The following is a 15,223-nucleotide window of genomic DNA, read 5'->3' on the forward strand; positions in this document are numbered from 1 at the left end:
TTGCCCGATTGAGCTTCAGAAGGACGATCCAATGAACCCCCGCCGAGAATCACGAATCGCACAGTCGCTGCTCGCCGCAGCTGCCGCCATCACGACACTCAGCATCGCCGCGCCGGCGATGGCTGGCGCGGTAACGCCCGCGAAGAACTACTGCAAGTCCGTCAACGGCCGCACGATGGCCAGGGGAACCGCCACATGCAGTAGCACCAAGGGCGGAAACGTGGCCGTTGCCAACGGCGACGGCGCCAGTGCCGACGCCTCGAACGGTAAGGGAAATCGCGCAACAGCTACAGGAGCCGGCAGCTCGGCAGTTGCCACCAACGGCGACAAGAACACGGCGACCGCAGACAACGGTGGCGATGCGTACGCCGGCGATGGAAATGGGAACAAGGCCGACGCAAAGGGGCCTGACAGCCATGCCTACGCAGGCTTTGGCAGCAAGAACACCGCGAGTGCGGTCAATAGTGGACAGGCGTTCGCCGGAGGTGGCGACAACAACGTTGCCGACGCCGATTATGGGATGGCTTTCGCCGGCGACGCCTGGGGCGAGTGGATCAGTTCGAACAACACGGCGCACGCCAGCAACGGCGGAGTGGCGTTTGCGGGCAGCGGAAACGGCAACACCGCGACCGCTACCAACTACGCCGAGGCCTTCGCCACTATCGGGAACGGCAACAGTGCCACCGCGGACGGCTTCGAAAGCATTGCGGGGGCCGGCGGTGGGACGGAGCCCGACGAGGTAGGCAACAACAACACCGCCAAGGCGACGAACGGCGGCCAAGCGGGCGCATTTGTCGGCAACGGTAACCAGGCAACCGCCGACGGCACCGGAAGCAGTGCGATGGCCGGCGAAGGCGACACCAACATCGCATCTGCGACGAACGGCGGCCAAGCGGGCGCGCTAGTCGGAAACGGGAACCAGGCGACTGCCGACGGCACTGGAAGCACGGCGGAAGCCGGCGAAGGCAATAGCAACACCGCGTCAGCCAAGAACGGCAGTGAGGCACGGGCCGGCGAAGGGGACAACAATTCCGCGACCGCGGACAACCTCAGCCAGGCAGGTGCCGGCGAGGGCAACTCCAACACGGCATCGGCGGACAACGGTAGTCAGGCAATGGCCGGTGAGGGCGACGGCAACAGCGCCTCTGCCGACACCGGCAGCCTCGCCCTCGCGGGCCAAGGCGACAACAACACCGCAACCGCAGTCAATGGTGGCCTTGCCGGCGCGGGCGGCGGTCTCGACGGTCAGACGGCATCCGCGGACGGATGTGGTCCGGCAGCGAACACCACCTGTCCGTAACCCTCCACGGACAATCGGGGCGACGCACTGAGTGCGTCGCCCCGATTCGTTTGGGTTGGTACAGCCGAGCGCCGCGCCGTCATTCAATCGTCTGTCAACCGAATCGCGTCGCTGCCAATGCCGCGATCGGCGGCATCAGGTTCTTCCATCCACACCCCGATTTGTCCGGATTCGCGTCACGTGGCTGTCGTCGAACGGCGATGATCTAGGTTATGGCTGTGAACCCACGTGGTGCACCGGCTTCGACGACAACGACAACCGTGCGAGTGTCTCGCGAGCCGGTGGCTATGCAGACGGCGGCAGAAGCGGCGGCGGGGCGATAACAATGGCGCTGTCACCGTCGGCGATAACCGCACCGCCTACGCCGGAACCACGACCGGCAACAACATCGGCGACGGTACGAGCAACAACGTAGCCGTCGCTGACTCCGATAACGGCACCGCCGTCGCAGCCGGCGGTAACGCGACCGGCGCGTGCTGACCCAAGGAGCATTAGTGAACAAACTCAGGACATCTCTCGCCACCGCCGGTGTAGCGGGAGTGTTCGCCATTCTTGCCCCTACAACTGCGAGCGCTGCACCCAACTCGCTCTACTCCAGCCAACCCGGATGCATCTCGGTGAACGGCTCGACCTACACACGCGGAAACGCGGCATGCGAATCGACCCCCGGCGGCAACGTCGCCATCGCGCGAGGCGACGGTGCGACAGCCACAGCCAACGATGGGGTGGGAAACCGGGCGTTCGCCACCGGAGCCGGGTCGAGCGCCTACGCGGGTGCCGGAACCGGCAACGTCGCAGTCGCGACCAACGGCAGCTCGGCCGGGGCGTATGCCGGTGATTACAACCGAGCGGTCGCAAACGACAACTCCGAGGCCAACGCCAGCTTCGGCACCCGGAACACTGCGCTCAGCAGTGACGGCAGTCTTGCCGTGGCAAGCGGCGGGCGCCAGAATTATGCAACTGCCCGCGATGGCAGTACCGCGTTCGCGGAGGTCGGCAACCACAACACCGCCATTGCGACGAACGGCAGCACGGCAACCGCGGCGTACGGCCATAACAACACCGCGACCGCATCCTCCACTTGCACGGTGTCCGTAATCTACGTCGACAACACCACCCAAAGGTGCTGAGCGACAGGGTCACCTACTACCCCGGAGACCGAACGAAGACGAGCCGTGCGGAACATCCGCACGGCTCGTTTCGTCAACAGTGTTAGAGCAGCGACGCGATCCGGTCGCCGACCTCATGGGTCTTCGCCGGACCGGTGCGGTTCGCAAGATCCTCCGCCACAGCCTTCTCGACTCGTGCCGCAGCCTCTTTCTCACCGACGTGGTCGAGGAGCATCGAGACCGACAGGATTGCCGCGGTCGGGTCGGCCTTGGCCTGGCCCGCGATGTCCGGAGCACTTCCATGAACGGGTTCGAACATCGACGGGTTGGTGCGCGTGGCATCGATGTTGCCCGACGCCGCGAGCCCGATGCCGCCGGTGACGGCCGCCGCGAGGTCGGTGATGATGTCGCCGAACAGGTTGTCGGTGACGATCACGTCGAAGCGACCCGGGTCAGTGACGAGGTGAATCGTCGCCGCGTCGATGTGCTGGTAGGCAACATCGACCTCGGGATAGCCCTTCTTGATGTCGTCGACCGTGCGCTGCCACAGCGAACCGGCGAAGGTCAGCACGTTCGTCTTGTGCAGCAGCGTCAAGTGCTTGCGGCGCGTAACCGCCTTCTCGAACGCAAAGCGCACGATCCGCTCGACGCCGAACCGGGTGTTCACGCTGACCTCGGTCGCGACCTCCTGCGGCGTCCCGACCCGAAGCGCACCGCCGTTGCCGATGTACGGACCCTCAGTGCCTTCACGGACGACCACGATGTCGATCGGCGGGTTACCCGCGATCGGGCTCGTGACGCCCGGGTACAGACGCGACGGACGGAGGTTCACGTGGTGGTCGAGCGCGAAGCGGGCCTTCAGGAGGAGGCCGCGCTCCAGGATTCCGCTCGGCACCGACGGGTCACCGATCGCTCCGAGGAGGATCGCGTCCTGGCCACGCAGTTCTTCGAGAACGCTGTCGGGAAGCAACTCCCCCGTGCGGTGGTACAGCCGGGCTCCGAGGTCGTACTCGGTCGTCTCGACGTTCGGAACAACCGCGCGAAGAACCTTCAGTGCCTCGGTGATGACCTCGGGGCCGATGCCGTCACCAGCGATAACGCCGAGCCTCATGCGAGGTTGACGACCGCGAGGAGGCTGGCGTCAACTGCCGCGGCGATCTTCTCGCGCACGTCAGCCGGCACATCCTTGTCGACGCGGAGCAGGATCGTCGCGAGAGGGCCCTCGGCGTCCTGCGACAGCGCGGCCGCGAGGATGTTGATGCCGGCGTCGCCCAGCGCGGTGCCCAGCTTGCCGAGCGCACCCGGCCGGTCGCCGTAGTGAACGAGAACGTTCAGACCCTCGGCGCGAAGGTCGAAGTTGCGCCCGTTGATGTTGACGATCTTCTCGACCTGCTGCGGACCGGTCAGGGTGCCGGCAACGTTTGTGGAGGAACCGTCGGCGTAAACGGCGCGGACGTCGACAACGCTGCGGTGGTTCGGGCTCTCCGACGCCTTGGTGAGGGTCGCGACGAGGCCGCGCTCCTCGGCGAGAGCCGGGGCGTTGACGAAGGTGACCGAGTCCTCGATGACCGCCGAGAACAGGCCGCGAACGGCCGACAGCTTGAGGATCTCGACGTCCTCCGAGGCGAGCTCACCCCGGACGTCGACCGTGAGGCTGACCGGAAGCTCCGTAGACAGCGCGCCAAGCAGGACACCCGACTTGCGAACGACCTCGAGCCACGGAGCAACTTCGTCGCCGACCGAACCGCCGGCAACGTTGACTGCACCCGGAACGAACTCGCCGGCGAGGCAGAGAAGAACCGACTTGGCAACGTCCGTACCAGCGCGGTCCTGCGCCTCCGACGTCGAAGCACCGAGGTGCGGGGTCACAACGACCTGCGGCAGCTCGAACAGCGGGCTGTCGGTGCACGGCTCGGTGTTGAACACGTCGAGGCCGGCCGCGCGGACGTGGCCCGACTTGATGGCGTCAGCGAGCGCCTGCTCGTCGACCAGACCACCACGCGCCGCGTTGACGATGACAACGCCCGGCTTGGTCTTGGCGAGGTTCTCCTTGCCAATGAGGCCCTTGGTCTCCGGGGTCTTCGGAAGGTGGACCGAGATGAGGTCAGCACGCTGCAGCAGTTCGTCGAGCGAAACGAGCTCGATGCCGAGCTGAGCGGCGCGAGCGGCCGACACATAGGGGTCGTACGCGATGATCTTGGTCTCGAACGCGGCGAGGCGAGCCGCAAACAGCTGACCGATGCGGCCGAGGCCCACGACACCGACCGTCTTGTCGAAGATCTCGACACCGTTGAACTTGCTGCGCAGCCACTTGCCCTCGCGCAGGCTCGCGTCGGCCTGCGGGATCTGGCGGGCGGCCGACAGCATGAGGGTGACGGCGTGCTCGGCAGCGGTGTGGATGTTCGAGGTCGGGGCGTTGACGACCATGACTCCGCGCGCGGTCGCGGCCGGCACGTCGACGTTGTCGAGGCCGACACCAGCACGGGCGACGATCTTCAGCTTCGTGCCCGCAGCGAGGACGTCGGCGTCGACAGTCGTGGCCGAGCGAACGAGCAGAGCGTCAGCCTCCGGCACGGCGGCCAGGAGTGCGGGGCGGTCAGGTCCGTCAACCCAGCGGACCTCGACACCGTCACCGAGGGCGTCAACAGTGGACTGGGCAAGCTTGTCGGCAATCAGAACTACCGGACGAGTCACGTAGGCTCCTGAAAATCAGTTCGTGGCGATCGGGCTATAGCTTAGTTGGCCCTAATCAGCTATCCAGAGTCCGGTGTCTACTAAGTGGGAAACTCCACTCGCCGGTGCCGTGCTCACAGCACCGGGCCGATCGCGAACTTCGCACCCGGGGTGCGACCCCGGCCCCAACCGAGCTTCTCGCGATAGCTTCCGATCAGCCCGTTCTCGACGAGATGCGCCTCGTCTCGCAGCGGCGAATCGGCCGGCAGCGGCTGCCGTTCGACCGCCACGAAAAGCGCATCTACCGGGCAATATGCCTCGCACATGAAGCACGTTTGGCAGTCGTGCTGCCGGGCGATGACCGGGATGCCGTCCGCGCCCCGATCGAACACCCGCGTCGGGCAGACATCGACGCATTTATCGCACTCGATGCAGCGCTCCGACGAAACGACCTCGATCATGCGGACACCGCCGACTGACTGCGCAGAAATTGTGCCTCCGGCATCGACCACAATTCGTCGAGACCACCGGCGATGAGCCGATGCGCCTGGCGCGGGTCTTGCTCGGGAAAGTCCGCCCGCTTGTGCATGCCACGAGTCTCGGTCCGCGTCAGCGCGGCATTGAACATCCACCGGGCGTGCGCGACCATCGCCGCGGCCTCGCGCGACCGGTAGGTGTCGCCCGCGAGTCCGGAAACGACGCGTCGCCATGCAAGGTTGACCGAAACCAGAGCCGGCTCCAGCCGGTCCTGTGTCCGGAACAGGTTGGTCTCGTAGGGAATCACCTGGTTCTGCACTTCTCGACGAGCCTCGTCAGCGGTGATGTCGCCGCCGCGCCCGAGCGGCCGAAGTCCCGCCTGGCCCGCTGGACGAACGACCCGACTGGCGGCCCGCGCACCCACACTCAGTGCATATCGCGCTGCGCCGGCACCCGCCCAACTTCCCGACGAAATGGCCCACGCCGAGTTATGGCTTCCGCCGCCGGTGAACCCACCGCAGATGAGCTCCCGGGTTGCGACGTCACCGGCGACGTAGAGGCCCGGCACATCTGTCGAGAGGTCCTCGCCGGCGACCCGAACTCCCCCGGTGCCACGCACGGTGCCTTCGAGCAGCATCGTGACCGGGAAAGGGTCAACGAAGGGATTGATGCCTTGGCGATCGAACGCGAGGAAGAAGTTGGGCTGTCCCGTGCGCATATCGGCCTGCATCTGGGCATCGGCCTTGTCGATGACGCAGAAGACCGGTTCCGTCAGTAGCGTCCGGGCGATGACCGAGCGGCCGCGCGTACTGCCGGCACCTTCGATTACCGATCCGTCCGCGCGGTAGAACGTCCCGAAGCTGTAGTAGGCGGTCTTCGTGATCGACGTGAACTTCGGTGCGATCGCATAGGCGTTGGAGAACTCCATTCCGGAGAACACCGCGCCGACCTCAGCTGCCATCAAAGCCCCGTCGCCGGTGTTGACGTTGCAGCCAAGCGTGCCGGACTGAAACGCGCAGCCGCCGCTCGCAAGGACGACCGCACCTGCCTTGACCTGGTAGTTCTCGCCCGTCGTCAGGTCGGTTCCGGCTGCCCCCGCGACTGCTCCGGTGCCGTCGGTGAGCAATTCGAGCACGGGACTGTGGTCGAGAATCCGAACACCCGCACGCTTGACACGTGCCCGCTGCCGACGCATGTACTCCGGACCCTGGACACCTCGACGGATCGGAGTGCCGTCACTGCTCGCGGGGAACGGGTACTTCCCCACTTCGGCGAGCTCGTTGATACGCGCATACGTCTCGTCGAGCACGCGATCCATCCACTCGTGATCGGCAAGATAGCCGCCGAGCGCCTCCCGGCTTGCCTTCGCTTTCGCACGAAGTTCGGGCTCCGGCTGGACATACCAAACCCCGGTTCCGGCGGCCGCGGTCGCGCCGCTCGTACCGCAATATCCCTTGTCCGCGAGGACAACGGAGGCTCCGGTTGCGGCGGCCTTGAGCGCGGCCCAGGTTCCGGCGGGACCACCTCCGACAACGAGAACGTCAGCGTGCAATTCATAAGTGGACATGGATCTCCTTACGGGAGGGAGTGAACTTCGGGAGATAGCGAGCAAAGACGCCGGCGCCGACCGCAGATGCCGCAGCCAGCGAGGAAAAGGCCGCCGACAGCGGAAACACGACAGCCAACCCGCTGACGACGAGCGGACCGGCGAACCATCCGACGTCGTGCATGAGACGCCAGGCCGCAAGGTATTCGGCACGCGCATGAGGAGGTGCAGTATCGGCGCCGATCGTCATGATGATTCCGTTGCCGAAACCGTTCCCGAGTCCGAAGACGAGGGCGACCGCGATCAATGTTGGCGCACTGTGTGCGAATGCGATGAGCACGTATCCCGCACCCAGGGTCGCCACCGATGGCACCGCCACGAACGCCCGACCGAACCGATCCATGAGGTACCCGGCCGGGTAACCGCACGACATGTCGATCGCGGCCGCGGCTGCGTAGGCGAGGCTCGCAACCGCCGCGCTCAGTCCGATGTGTTCGGCCCAGAGCGGCAGGACCACGGGAACGGCAGCGCGCGCGGCGCCGAGCAGCACGGAGCCGCTGCCCAGCGTGACGAGCACCGACGAGTTCGCCGCTATGACTCCGGCTAACGGCACGTGCTGGTCACTGCCCGTGAGGCCATCCGGGTCCGGCTGACGAGCCAGGAGCAATCCCGCGAGGAGGACGCCGACGGCCTGGATGACGAAACCACCGCGGATTCCGATCAAGGCGATGAGCCCGGCGCCCGCGACGGGCCCGACGAACATGCCGATCCGGAAGGTGAGCCCGAACGTCGACATGACGCGCGCGCGATGGCTCAGCGGAACGACGGCCGAGAGGTAACTCTGCCGCGCCAGACCCCACACCGCGTTCGAGACGCCGGTGATCAGGACGCCGACACCGAGCACCTCGACACTCGGCGCAAAGATGCACAGCACCACGCCGACGACGGCCGTGAAACTGGCCAGCACCAGCGCTTTTCGCTCCCCCAGCCGAGCCACGAGCACCCCGGACGGCAGGTCGCCGAGCACCATCCCGAGACCTGCGAGCGATGCGACGAGCGCGGCAATCCACACCGGCGCGCCCAGCTCCCGGGCGGCGAGCGCGACGACCGGAGCCGCCGCGCCCATCCCGATTCCGAACAACGTCGCCGGCACGAAAACCGGCCAGAAGAGTTCGGCGAGATACCGCCGCTCTGCCGATGGGTGGACCGTCGGGCCTTCCGCTCCTCGCTCGTCCCTCGCTGCGATGCTCAGGTCCTCCTCCTTCCACCCCGGCTCTACTGTGCAGCTGGCCATGCCGCCGCGGCATCGACCTCGGGCAGTCCGTAGTGCTCGCGCAGCGTTCGGCCTGTGTATTCCGTGCGGAACAGGCCGCGCTTGCGCAGGATCGGCACGACGTGGTCGACGAAGTCCTCGAGCCCACCGGGCAGGTACGGCGGCATGATGTTGAACCCGTCGGCAGCGCCCTGCTCGTACCAAAGCTGCAGTTCATCGGCGATTTGCTCAGGCGTACCCGCGAAGGTGCGATGGCCACGTCCACCGCCGAGCCGCGCGATGAGCTGACGAACGGTGAGCTGCTCACGCTCGGCCAGATCCTTCACGAGCTGGTACCGGCTCTTGTTGCCCTGGATCTCGTTCTCGGGCGGAAGCGGCGGGAGCGGCGCGTCGAGCGCATGCTCGGTGAGATCGACGCCGACCATCGTCGACAACTGTCGCAGCGCGTAGTCCGGCGAGATCAACGCCGTGAACGACTCCTCGAGTTCGCGGGCTTCGGCTTCCGTCGACCCGATGAACGGCACGATTCCGGGCAGCACTTTGAGGTCGTGTCGGCTGCGGCCGAACTTCGGCAGCCGGCACTTGAGGTCGGTGTAGAACTCCTTGCCCTCCTCGAGCGCGCGCTGCGCGGTGAAGACGGCTTCGGCATATTGAGCGGCGAACTCCTTACCGGTTTCCGAGGAACCCGCCTGTACGAGCAGCGGCCGTCCCTGCGGTGAGCGCGGCGTGTTAAGCGGACCCTTCACGCGGAAACGCTCGCCGACGTGGTCGATCGGGTGCACCTTCGCCGGGTCGGCGAAGCGGCCCTCCGCGGCGTCGAGCACGATCGACCCGGGCTGCCAACTGTCCCACAATTTCAGCGCGACCTGCAGAAACTCGTCCGCACGCTCGTACCGGCGCTGATGCTCGGGGATGCCCTCCAGGCCGAAGTTCGCGGCTTCGTCCGCTCCGGCCGACGTCACGATGTTCCAGCCCGCGCGACCGCCACTGATGTGATCGAGCGAGGCAAACGCGCGCGCCAGGGTGAAGGGCTCGTTGTAGCTCGTCGACGCGGTCGCGATCAGCCCCACGTGTTCGGTCGCCGTCGCGATCGCCGTCAGCAGGGTGATCGGCTCGAAGACTGCCAGGGTGTTGCGCTCGATCCGCGGACCCGCGGCCAGACCGTCGGCGAAGAACACCGAGTCGAGGGTGCCGCGCTCGGCGATCCGGCCGAGGTTCTGAAAGTGCTCGACGTCGAGAACCGCGCGCTCGTTCGTGCGCGGGTGACGCCAGGCGGCTTCGTGATGGCCGACGCCCATCAGAAATGCGTTCAAGTGGAGGGACATCTTTCTTATCTGTGTCGGCGGTGTCGCACGTGACAACAGTTGCGATCACGGTGGCGCAAATGTCCGAGTTTCGATCACGGTGAGGGAAAGGCTCGTGCCGGCCCGTGAGCCTGAGCCAGCATGTCCCCCATGACTTTCATGCCCTCGACCTGTTGTCGGTAGAGCAGCCCTCGTCATTCCTCGCGCCTTTGTTGCGCACCCCTTTTGCGCCGTGCGTGCTCGATCGAGCACTTGTTTGGCGTGCCATTCATCAAGGAGAACTACGTTGTCGATCCGTACCCAATTCCGATTTCGGCGGAAACCAGCCGTGCGCGTGGTGGCTCTTGCCGTCGCCGCGGCGACGGTCCTGACCGCCTGCGGGTCGAGCGAATCGAGCGAATCCGGTCCCGACGCGTCGGGCGTGACCACGCTGCGCTACCAGGGCTGGAACAACCAGGTGACCCTTCCCGAACTCGCCGACTACCTCGGCTTCTTCGACGGCAAGATCAAGCTCAACTGGGTCGGAAACACCATCAGCGGACCGCAGGACATCCAGTCCGCGGCCACCGGCGAGACCGACTTCGGCGGAGCTTTCGGCGGCGCGGTCGCGAAGCTGGTCTCCTCCGGAGCCGACATCAAGGCCGTCATCAACTACTACGGCGGTGACGACAAGGACTTCGGCGCCTACTACGTTCCGGCCGACAGCCCGATCAAGTCCGCGCGCGACCTCATCGGCAAGAAGGTAGCCGTGAACACGCTCGGAGGTCAGAACGAGGCCGACATCTTCAACGAACTGAAGAAGGAGGGCCTGACCCAGGAGGAGATCAAGCAGGTCGAACTCGTGACTCTGCCGCCGCCGAACCAGGAAGACGCGCTGCGCAAGGGTCAGGTCGACGCCGCCGGCCTCTCCGGCCAGTTCAAGCAGCGTGCGGACGCGGCCGGTGGTCTCCGGGTTCTGTGGGACCAGCATTCGGAGTACGGCGGCCCGTTCAACGGTGGTCCGTACGTCTTCCGCAATGACTTCATCAAGAAGAACCCCGATGCTGTGCGCGCATTCGTCGACGGCGTCGGCAAGGCGATCCAGTGGGCTCGGCTGACCCCGCGCGACGAGGTCATCAAGACCTTCACCACGATCATCGAGGCACGTCACCGGCCGAACGAGAACACTGACACCCTCAAGTACTGGCTCACGCCTGGCGTCCCGTCGTACTACGGCTACATCGAATACTCGGACTTCGAGCGCTGGGCAGACTGGCTCAAGGCCACCGGTGCGGTGAAGGAGTTGCCGTCGGCGAACGAGTTGTTCACCAACGAGTTCAACACCAACGCCACGACGGCGGTCCAGCCGGCAGACGCTCAGGCACCGCAAGCGGCGAAGAAGTAGTCATGGCTTCCCACACCGGAATTCAGCTTCGGGACGTCACCAAGACGTTCCCGGCGCGCAACGGCGGGCCGGACTTCACCGCGCTCGACAATATCTCGCTGGACATCGCTCAGGGTGAGTTTCTCACCCTGGTCGGTCCCAGCGGGTGCGGCAAGTCCACCCTGCTCGATCTCGTCGCGGGCCTCACCACTCCGACCTCGGGGCAGATCCTGCTCGGTGACCAGCCGGTCACCGGCCCGGGCCTCGATCGCGGAGTCGTGTTCCAGCAATACGCACTGTTTCCCTGGCGGACTGCGCAGGCAAACGTCGAGTTCGGGCTCGAAGTGAAGGGCGTGCCCCGCAAGCAGCGGGCCGAGCGGGCGCGGGAAGTGCTGGCACAGGTCGGACTCTTGGCCTTCGCGAAGCATTACCCGCACGAACTGTCCGGCGGGATGCGGCAGCGCGTGGCGATCGCGCGCAGCCTCGCCTACGAACCGGAAGTTCTGTTGATGGACGAGCCGTACGCAGCCCTCGATGCGCAGACTCGGGAGGCGCTGCAAGGCGACCTGCTTGAGATCTGGAAACGCACCGGTACGACGATCCTGTTCATCACGCACGGCATCGACGAGTCGGTGTTCCTCGGCCAGCGGGTGGCGGTCATGACGTCGCGACCAGGGCGGATCAAAGAAATCGTCCAGATCGATCTCGGGGATCGAGCCGTCGAAGATCTGCGCTCGACCCCCGACTTCATCGCCTATCGACGTCAGATCTGGGGTCTGCTCCACGACGAGGTCCGCAAGACCTTCGAAGCACAGGAGGTGGTTGGCGTTGGTTATCGCAACTCTCGACAAGCCGGTTTCCGTCGTCGCTCGCGCGGTGCCGGCCGTCCGCAGGCCTCGTCGGGTGCTTCCACTGGTGAGCACGATTGCCAAACGAGTGGTCGCTGTGGCGACCTTCCTCTCGATCTGGGAAGTCGCGCCGAGGCTCGGCTGGGTCGACCGGGCGTTTCTCAGCCCGTTGAGCGAGGTGCTCTCAGCGCTGTGGCAACTGACGCTGTCGGGTGACCTGTGGATCAGCATCGACGCGAGCCTGCACCGATCGTTGACCGGACTGCTCGTGGCGGTCTCGATCGCAGTGCCGCTGGGCCTGCTGATCGCGTGGTATTCGGCTGTGGCCGAGGTGCTTTCGCCCCTCTTGGCAATCTTCCTGAACACGGCCGCGGTGGCACTGCTACCCGTGTTCACGCTGATCCTGGGAATCGGCGACCTGTCGAAGATCGCAATCATCGGCTACGCGTGCTTCTGGCCGATTCTGTACAACACGATCAGCGGCGCCCGCACAGTCGATCCGCTGTTGATCAAGTCGGCGCGATCGCTGGGTTTGAAGGACTTCAAGCTCTTCTACAAGGTCATCGTGCCGGCGGCCCTGCCGACGATCTTCACCGGTCTTCGGCTGGCGACTGCAGCTTCGATGCTCGTGCTCATCACGACGGAGTACGTCGGTGCAAAGGCCGGCCTCGGCTACCTGATCATCTCGTCGCAGTTCAATTTCCAGATTCCGCAGATGTACGCCGGCATCCTGACCGTCTCGATCATCGGTCTGGGCCTGAACTACCTGCTCGTGTTCGTCGAATCGCGCGTCACGAAGTGGCGACCTAAGCAGTAGCTGCTCCACTTGTGTGCTGACAACCGAGGCAACTCCCATGTGGGGTTGCCTCGGCTGTCAGACGACAACTTGAGCAGGCTTGAGGTGGTCACCTCGCCGGATCACCGCCAGAATGTCCTGCTCGGCATCCTTCCAGTTGTCCTCGATATCTTGCTTGGTCAACCGAATCACGTTGAATCCCAATGCTTTAAGCCGCCGATCACGCTCCCGGTCGGCGTGAAACTTCTCCCGGTGCGTGTCCTCCCCGTCGCACTCGATGATCAGCGACCGGCCGATCAACAGGTCGACACGACCGATGTCGCCGACGACGACCTGAATCCGCACCGCGATATTTCGGCTGCGCAGTCGAAGCCTGGTCATCGTCTCCAGTCCTGACTCGCTGTCCCGCTCGCACTTCTCATCCAGGCGCAGGTGGGCATACTTCGAGTCACGGATCAAGGTCGTGGCATCGGCCATCTGAATCAGCCGCTTGTTGAGCGCCGAGTCAAGCGCAACGACCACCTGCTCTGGGTCCAGGCAGTTCACCGCGCACGCCAGTGCCACGTCCAAGGTGTCGATCGACCCCTCTTCTCGCGGACGCCTCCGATACGGCTGGCAGTTCCGGCCCGTTGGCCTCAGTGCCCGCGCCGCGTAGCGAATATGCAGTTCAGTATCGGAAACCCACACGCCATGCAGGCGGAGAACCGATACACAGCTCACCACACCGCCGGCCTTGACCGCGCGGAGGACTCTCGCGTTCGCGTTCGGCGATGCGTACCAACCGCGCCGCGGACGGTCCCAGCCCAGCTTGCGAATCTCGGCCTTGGGCATACCGCCGGCGATCAACTGCCTCGTCGAGACAACTCCGCCGTACCTCGCAATCAACCGCTCGACTTCCTCCACGTGCAATCAGACGCGAACGGCCCGCCCCCGGTTCCACCGATCGGTGGACACGCCTGTCACCCCACGGACCATCCGGTCGCCGGACAACGCGCTGACCTGCGAAAAGCGAAAGTTATGGCATCGCCGGAGAAGCCGGAAGAACATCCCAGACAGGACATGAAAATGAACATCAACCGCCTCGCAATCGTCGGACTCGGAGTCGTCGGAGCCGCAATGGCCGCTCCCCTGCTTGTCGCCGGAACCGCGTCCGCAGACACCGGAGCCGCCGGTGGCATGCAGGCCGGCTTCTGCGCCCCGCAGTACGGACCGATCAACGGATTCACCGCCTCGTCGGCCGGCAACGACCACACCTCGTGCGCGTTCGCCGAGAACGTCCGGCTGGCCTTCGCAACCAGCGGACCGGCTCGCCAGGCGCGCTGGGTGCAGGCCTACAGCCCGGTCACCAAGCAGACCTACGACATGTGGTGCCAGCCGGACTACATGAGCGCGACCGTCACCTGCACCGGAGGCAAGGACGCCGTCGTCACGCTCTACCAGGGCTAGAACGCAAAAGAGCCGGCCTGGTGGCCGGCTCTTTTGTGTGTGAGAACTTAAGCGGTCTCGGTGATCGGGCGGTCGACCCAGCTCATCAGGCCACGCAGCTGCGCGCCGACGACCTCGATCGGGTGCTCGGCGTTGGCCTTACGCAGACCCTCGAGCTCCTTGTTGCCACCCTCGACGTTGGCGACGAGGCGCTTGACGAAAGTGCCGTCCTGGATGTCGGACAGGATCGCCTTCATGCGCTCCTTGGTGCCGGCGTCGATGACGCGCGGGCCCGACAGGTAGCCACCGAACTCAGCGGTGTCCGACACCGAGTAGTTCATGCGGGCGATGCCACCCTCGTACATGAGGTCGACGATGAGCTTGAGCTCGTGGAGAACCTCGAAGTACGCCATCTCCGGCGCGTAGCCAGCCTCGACCATGACCTCGAAACCGGTCTTGACGAGCTCTTCGGTACCACCGCAGAGAACGGCCTGCTCACCGAAGAGGTCGGTCTCGGTCTCTTCCTTGAAGTCGGTCTTGATGACACCAGCGCGGGTGCCACCGATGCCCTTGGCCCACGACAGCGCGAGCGCCAAGCCCTCGCCCTTCGGGTCCTGGTGAACGGCGACGAGGCACGGAACGCCCTTGCCGTCCTGGTACTGACGACGAACGAGGTGACCCGGGCCCTTCGGAGCAACCATGGCAACGGTGACGTTGGCCGGAGGCTTGATCAGGCCGAAGTGGATGTTGAGGCCGTGGCCGAAGAACAGCGCGTCGCCGTCCTTGAGGTTCGGCTCGATGTCCTCGGTGAAGATCTTGGCCTGGGCGGTGTCCGGCGCCAGGATCATGATGACGTCGGCCCAAGCGGCGACCTCAGCAGCGGTGCCGACCTCGAGGCCAGCCTCCTCTGCCTTGGCGCGGCCGGCCGAACCCTCGCGCAGGCCGACCTTCACCTGGACGCCCGAGTCACGAAGGCTCAGCGAGTGAGCGTGACCCTGGCTGCCGTAGCCGATGACAGCGACCTTGCGGCCCTGGATGATCGACAGGTCAGCGTCGTCGTCGTAGAACATCTCGACTGCCACTGGTGGTTCTCCTCTTTAGCTTCTGGG

The 15,223-nt window shown here is 65.4% G+C and carries 14 protein-coding genes and 1 pseudogene; 6 read left to right on the forward strand and 9 right to left on the reverse strand.

The genetic code is table 11. From position 1 onward, the window contains the following. Positions 1 to 31: 31 nt before the first annotated feature. Positions 32 to 1,300: a hypothetical protein gene (locus F600_RS0121860; protein WP_026306829.1), complete on the forward strand. Its 1,269-nt coding sequence runs from the start codon at positions 32 to 34 to the stop codon at positions 1,298 to 1,300. 285 nt (positions 1,301 to 1,585) lie between these two features. Here the strand turns inward: F600_RS0121860 and F600_RS31745 are convergent, their stop codons facing one another. Further along, entirely contained in the window at positions 1,586 to 1,792 is a 207-nt protein-coding gene (locus F600_RS31745; RefSeq protein ID WP_156024761.1) for a hypothetical protein, read from the reverse strand. Positions 1,793 to 1,794: 2 nt separating this feature from the next. Between F600_RS31745 and F600_RS0121870 the strand changes: the two genes are divergently transcribed. Further along, entirely contained in the window at positions 1,795 to 2,430 is a 636-nt protein-coding gene (locus tag F600_RS0121870) for a hypothetical protein (protein ID WP_156024762.1), read from the forward strand. An 82-nt stretch (positions 2,431 to 2,512) separates the two neighbouring features. On the opposite strand, the gene F600_RS0121875 is transcribed toward F600_RS0121870, so the two are convergent. The 6 genes from F600_RS0121875 to F600_RS0121900 form a co-directional block, all read right to left on the reverse strand. After that, positions 2,513 to 3,520 carry a 3-isopropylmalate dehydrogenase gene (locus F600_RS0121875; RefSeq protein ID WP_018162794.1) on the reverse strand — a complete coding sequence of 336 codons (1,008 nt, stop codon included), beginning with the start codon at positions 3,518 to 3,520 and terminating at the stop codon, positions 2,513 to 2,515. After that, on the reverse strand, positions 3,517 to 5,103 hold the full coding sequence (gene serA, locus F600_RS0121880; RefSeq protein ID WP_018162795.1) for a phosphoglycerate dehydrogenase: 1,587 nt from the start codon (positions 5,101 to 5,103) through the stop codon (positions 3,517 to 3,519). The genes F600_RS0121875 and serA overlap by 4 nt, the downstream gene beginning before the upstream one ends. 113 nt (positions 5,104 to 5,216) lie before the next feature. After that, entirely contained in the window at positions 5,217 to 5,543 is a 327-nt protein-coding gene (locus F600_RS0121885) for a 4Fe-4S dicluster domain-containing protein (protein WP_018162796.1), read from the reverse strand. Further along, complete coding sequence (locus F600_RS0121890; protein ID WP_018162797.1) at positions 5,540 to 7,126, reverse strand: FAD-dependent oxidoreductase; 1,587 nt, start codon at positions 7,124 to 7,126, stop codon at positions 5,540 to 5,542. The genes F600_RS0121885 and F600_RS0121890 overlap by 4 nt, the downstream gene beginning before the upstream one ends. Next, positions 7,113 to 8,399 (reverse strand): MFS transporter, encoded by a 1,287-nt coding sequence (locus F600_RS0121895; RefSeq protein ID WP_018162798.1) that lies wholly within the window; start codon positions 8,397 to 8,399, stop codon positions 7,113 to 7,115. The genes F600_RS0121890 and F600_RS0121895 overlap by 14 nt, the downstream gene beginning before the upstream one ends. Further along, complete coding sequence (locus tag F600_RS0121900) at positions 8,381 to 9,703, reverse strand: LLM class flavin-dependent oxidoreductase (protein WP_018162799.1); 1,323 nt, start codon at positions 9,701 to 9,703, stop codon at positions 8,381 to 8,383. Before F600_RS0121900 ends, F600_RS0121895 begins: the two co-directional genes overlap by 19 nt. A 265-nt stretch (positions 9,704 to 9,968) precedes the next feature. Between F600_RS0121900 and F600_RS29330 the strand changes: the two genes are divergently transcribed. From F600_RS29330 to F600_RS29340, 3 genes and pseudogenes are all read left to right on the forward strand, one after another. Then, a complete protein-coding gene (locus F600_RS29330) occupies positions 9,969 to 11,066 on the forward strand; it encodes an ABC transporter substrate-binding protein (RefSeq protein ID WP_245541604.1) in 1,098 nt (365 codons plus the stop codon). 2 nt (positions 11,067 to 11,068) lie between these two features. After that, positions 11,069 to 11,845: pseudogene (locus F600_RS29335) on the forward strand (ABC transporter ATP-binding protein); the annotation flags it as partial. 22 nt (positions 11,846 to 11,867) lie between these two features. Next, positions 11,868 to 12,710: an ABC transporter permease gene (locus F600_RS29340; RefSeq protein ID WP_156024763.1), complete on the forward strand. Its 843-nt coding sequence runs from the start codon at positions 11,868 to 11,870 to the stop codon at positions 12,708 to 12,710. 57 nt (positions 12,711 to 12,767) lie between these two features. On the opposite strand, the gene F600_RS0121920 is transcribed toward F600_RS29340, so the two are convergent. Further along, complete coding sequence (locus tag F600_RS0121920; RefSeq protein ID WP_018162803.1) at positions 12,768 to 13,592, reverse strand: type IV toxin-antitoxin system AbiEi family antitoxin domain-containing protein; 825 nt, start codon at positions 13,590 to 13,592, stop codon at positions 12,768 to 12,770. A gap of 162 nt (positions 13,593 to 13,754) precedes the next feature. Here F600_RS0121920 and F600_RS30780 point away from each other — a divergent pair, with 162 nt between their 5' ends. After that, complete coding sequence (locus tag F600_RS30780; protein WP_156024764.1) at positions 13,755 to 14,135, forward strand: hypothetical protein; 381 nt, start codon at positions 13,755 to 13,757, stop codon at positions 14,133 to 14,135. Positions 14,136 to 14,182: 47 nt separating this feature from the next. Here the strand turns inward: F600_RS30780 and ilvC are convergent, their stop codons facing one another. Beyond that, positions 14,183 to 15,184 (reverse strand): ketol-acid reductoisomerase, encoded by a 1,002-nt coding sequence (gene ilvC / locus F600_RS0121930; RefSeq protein WP_174523579.1) that lies wholly within the window; start codon positions 15,182 to 15,184, stop codon positions 14,183 to 14,185. Positions 15,185 to 15,223: the final 39 nt, after the last annotated feature.

The sequence above is a fragment of the Smaragdicoccus niigatensis DSM 44881 = NBRC 103563 genome (genome assembly GCF_000380645.1).
Lineage (GTDB): Bacteria > Actinomycetota > Actinomycetes > Mycobacteriales > Mycobacteriaceae > Smaragdicoccus > Smaragdicoccus niigatensis.

Excerpts from the sequence above, each read along its gene's own strand:
- F600_RS0121895 (WP_018162798.1), bottom strand. The coding sequence starts at position 8,399 with ATGGCCAGCTGCACAGTAGAGCCGGGGTGGAAGGAGGAGGACCTGAGC.
- F600_RS0121890 (WP_018162797.1), bottom strand. The coding sequence starts at position 7,126 with ATGTCCACTTATGAATTGCACGCTGACGTTCTCGTTGTCGGAGGTGGT.
- ilvC (WP_174523579.1), bottom strand. The coding sequence starts at position 15,184 with ATGTTCTACGACGACGACGCTGACCTGTCGATCATCCAGGGCCGCAAG.
- F600_RS0121885 (WP_018162796.1), bottom strand. The coding sequence starts at position 5,543 with ATGATCGAGGTCGTTTCGTCGGAGCGCTGCATCGAGTGCGATAAATGC.
- F600_RS30780 (WP_156024764.1), top strand. The coding sequence starts at position 13,755 with ATGAACATCAACCGCCTCGCAATCGTCGGACTCGGAGTCGTCGGAGCC.
- F600_RS31745 (WP_156024761.1), bottom strand. The coding sequence starts at position 1,792 with ATGCTCCTTGGGTCAGCACGCGCCGGTCGCGTTACCGCCGGCTGCGAC.
- F600_RS0121875 (WP_018162794.1), bottom strand. The coding sequence starts at position 3,520 with ATGAGGCTCGGCGTTATCGCTGGTGACGGCATCGGCCCCGAGGTCATC.
- F600_RS0121860 (WP_026306829.1), top strand. The coding sequence starts at position 32 with ATGAACCCCCGCCGAGAATCACGAATCGCACAGTCGCTGCTCGCCGCA.
- F600_RS0121900 (WP_018162799.1), bottom strand. The coding sequence starts at position 9,703 with ATGTCCCTCCACTTGAACGCATTTCTGATGGGCGTCGGCCATCACGAA.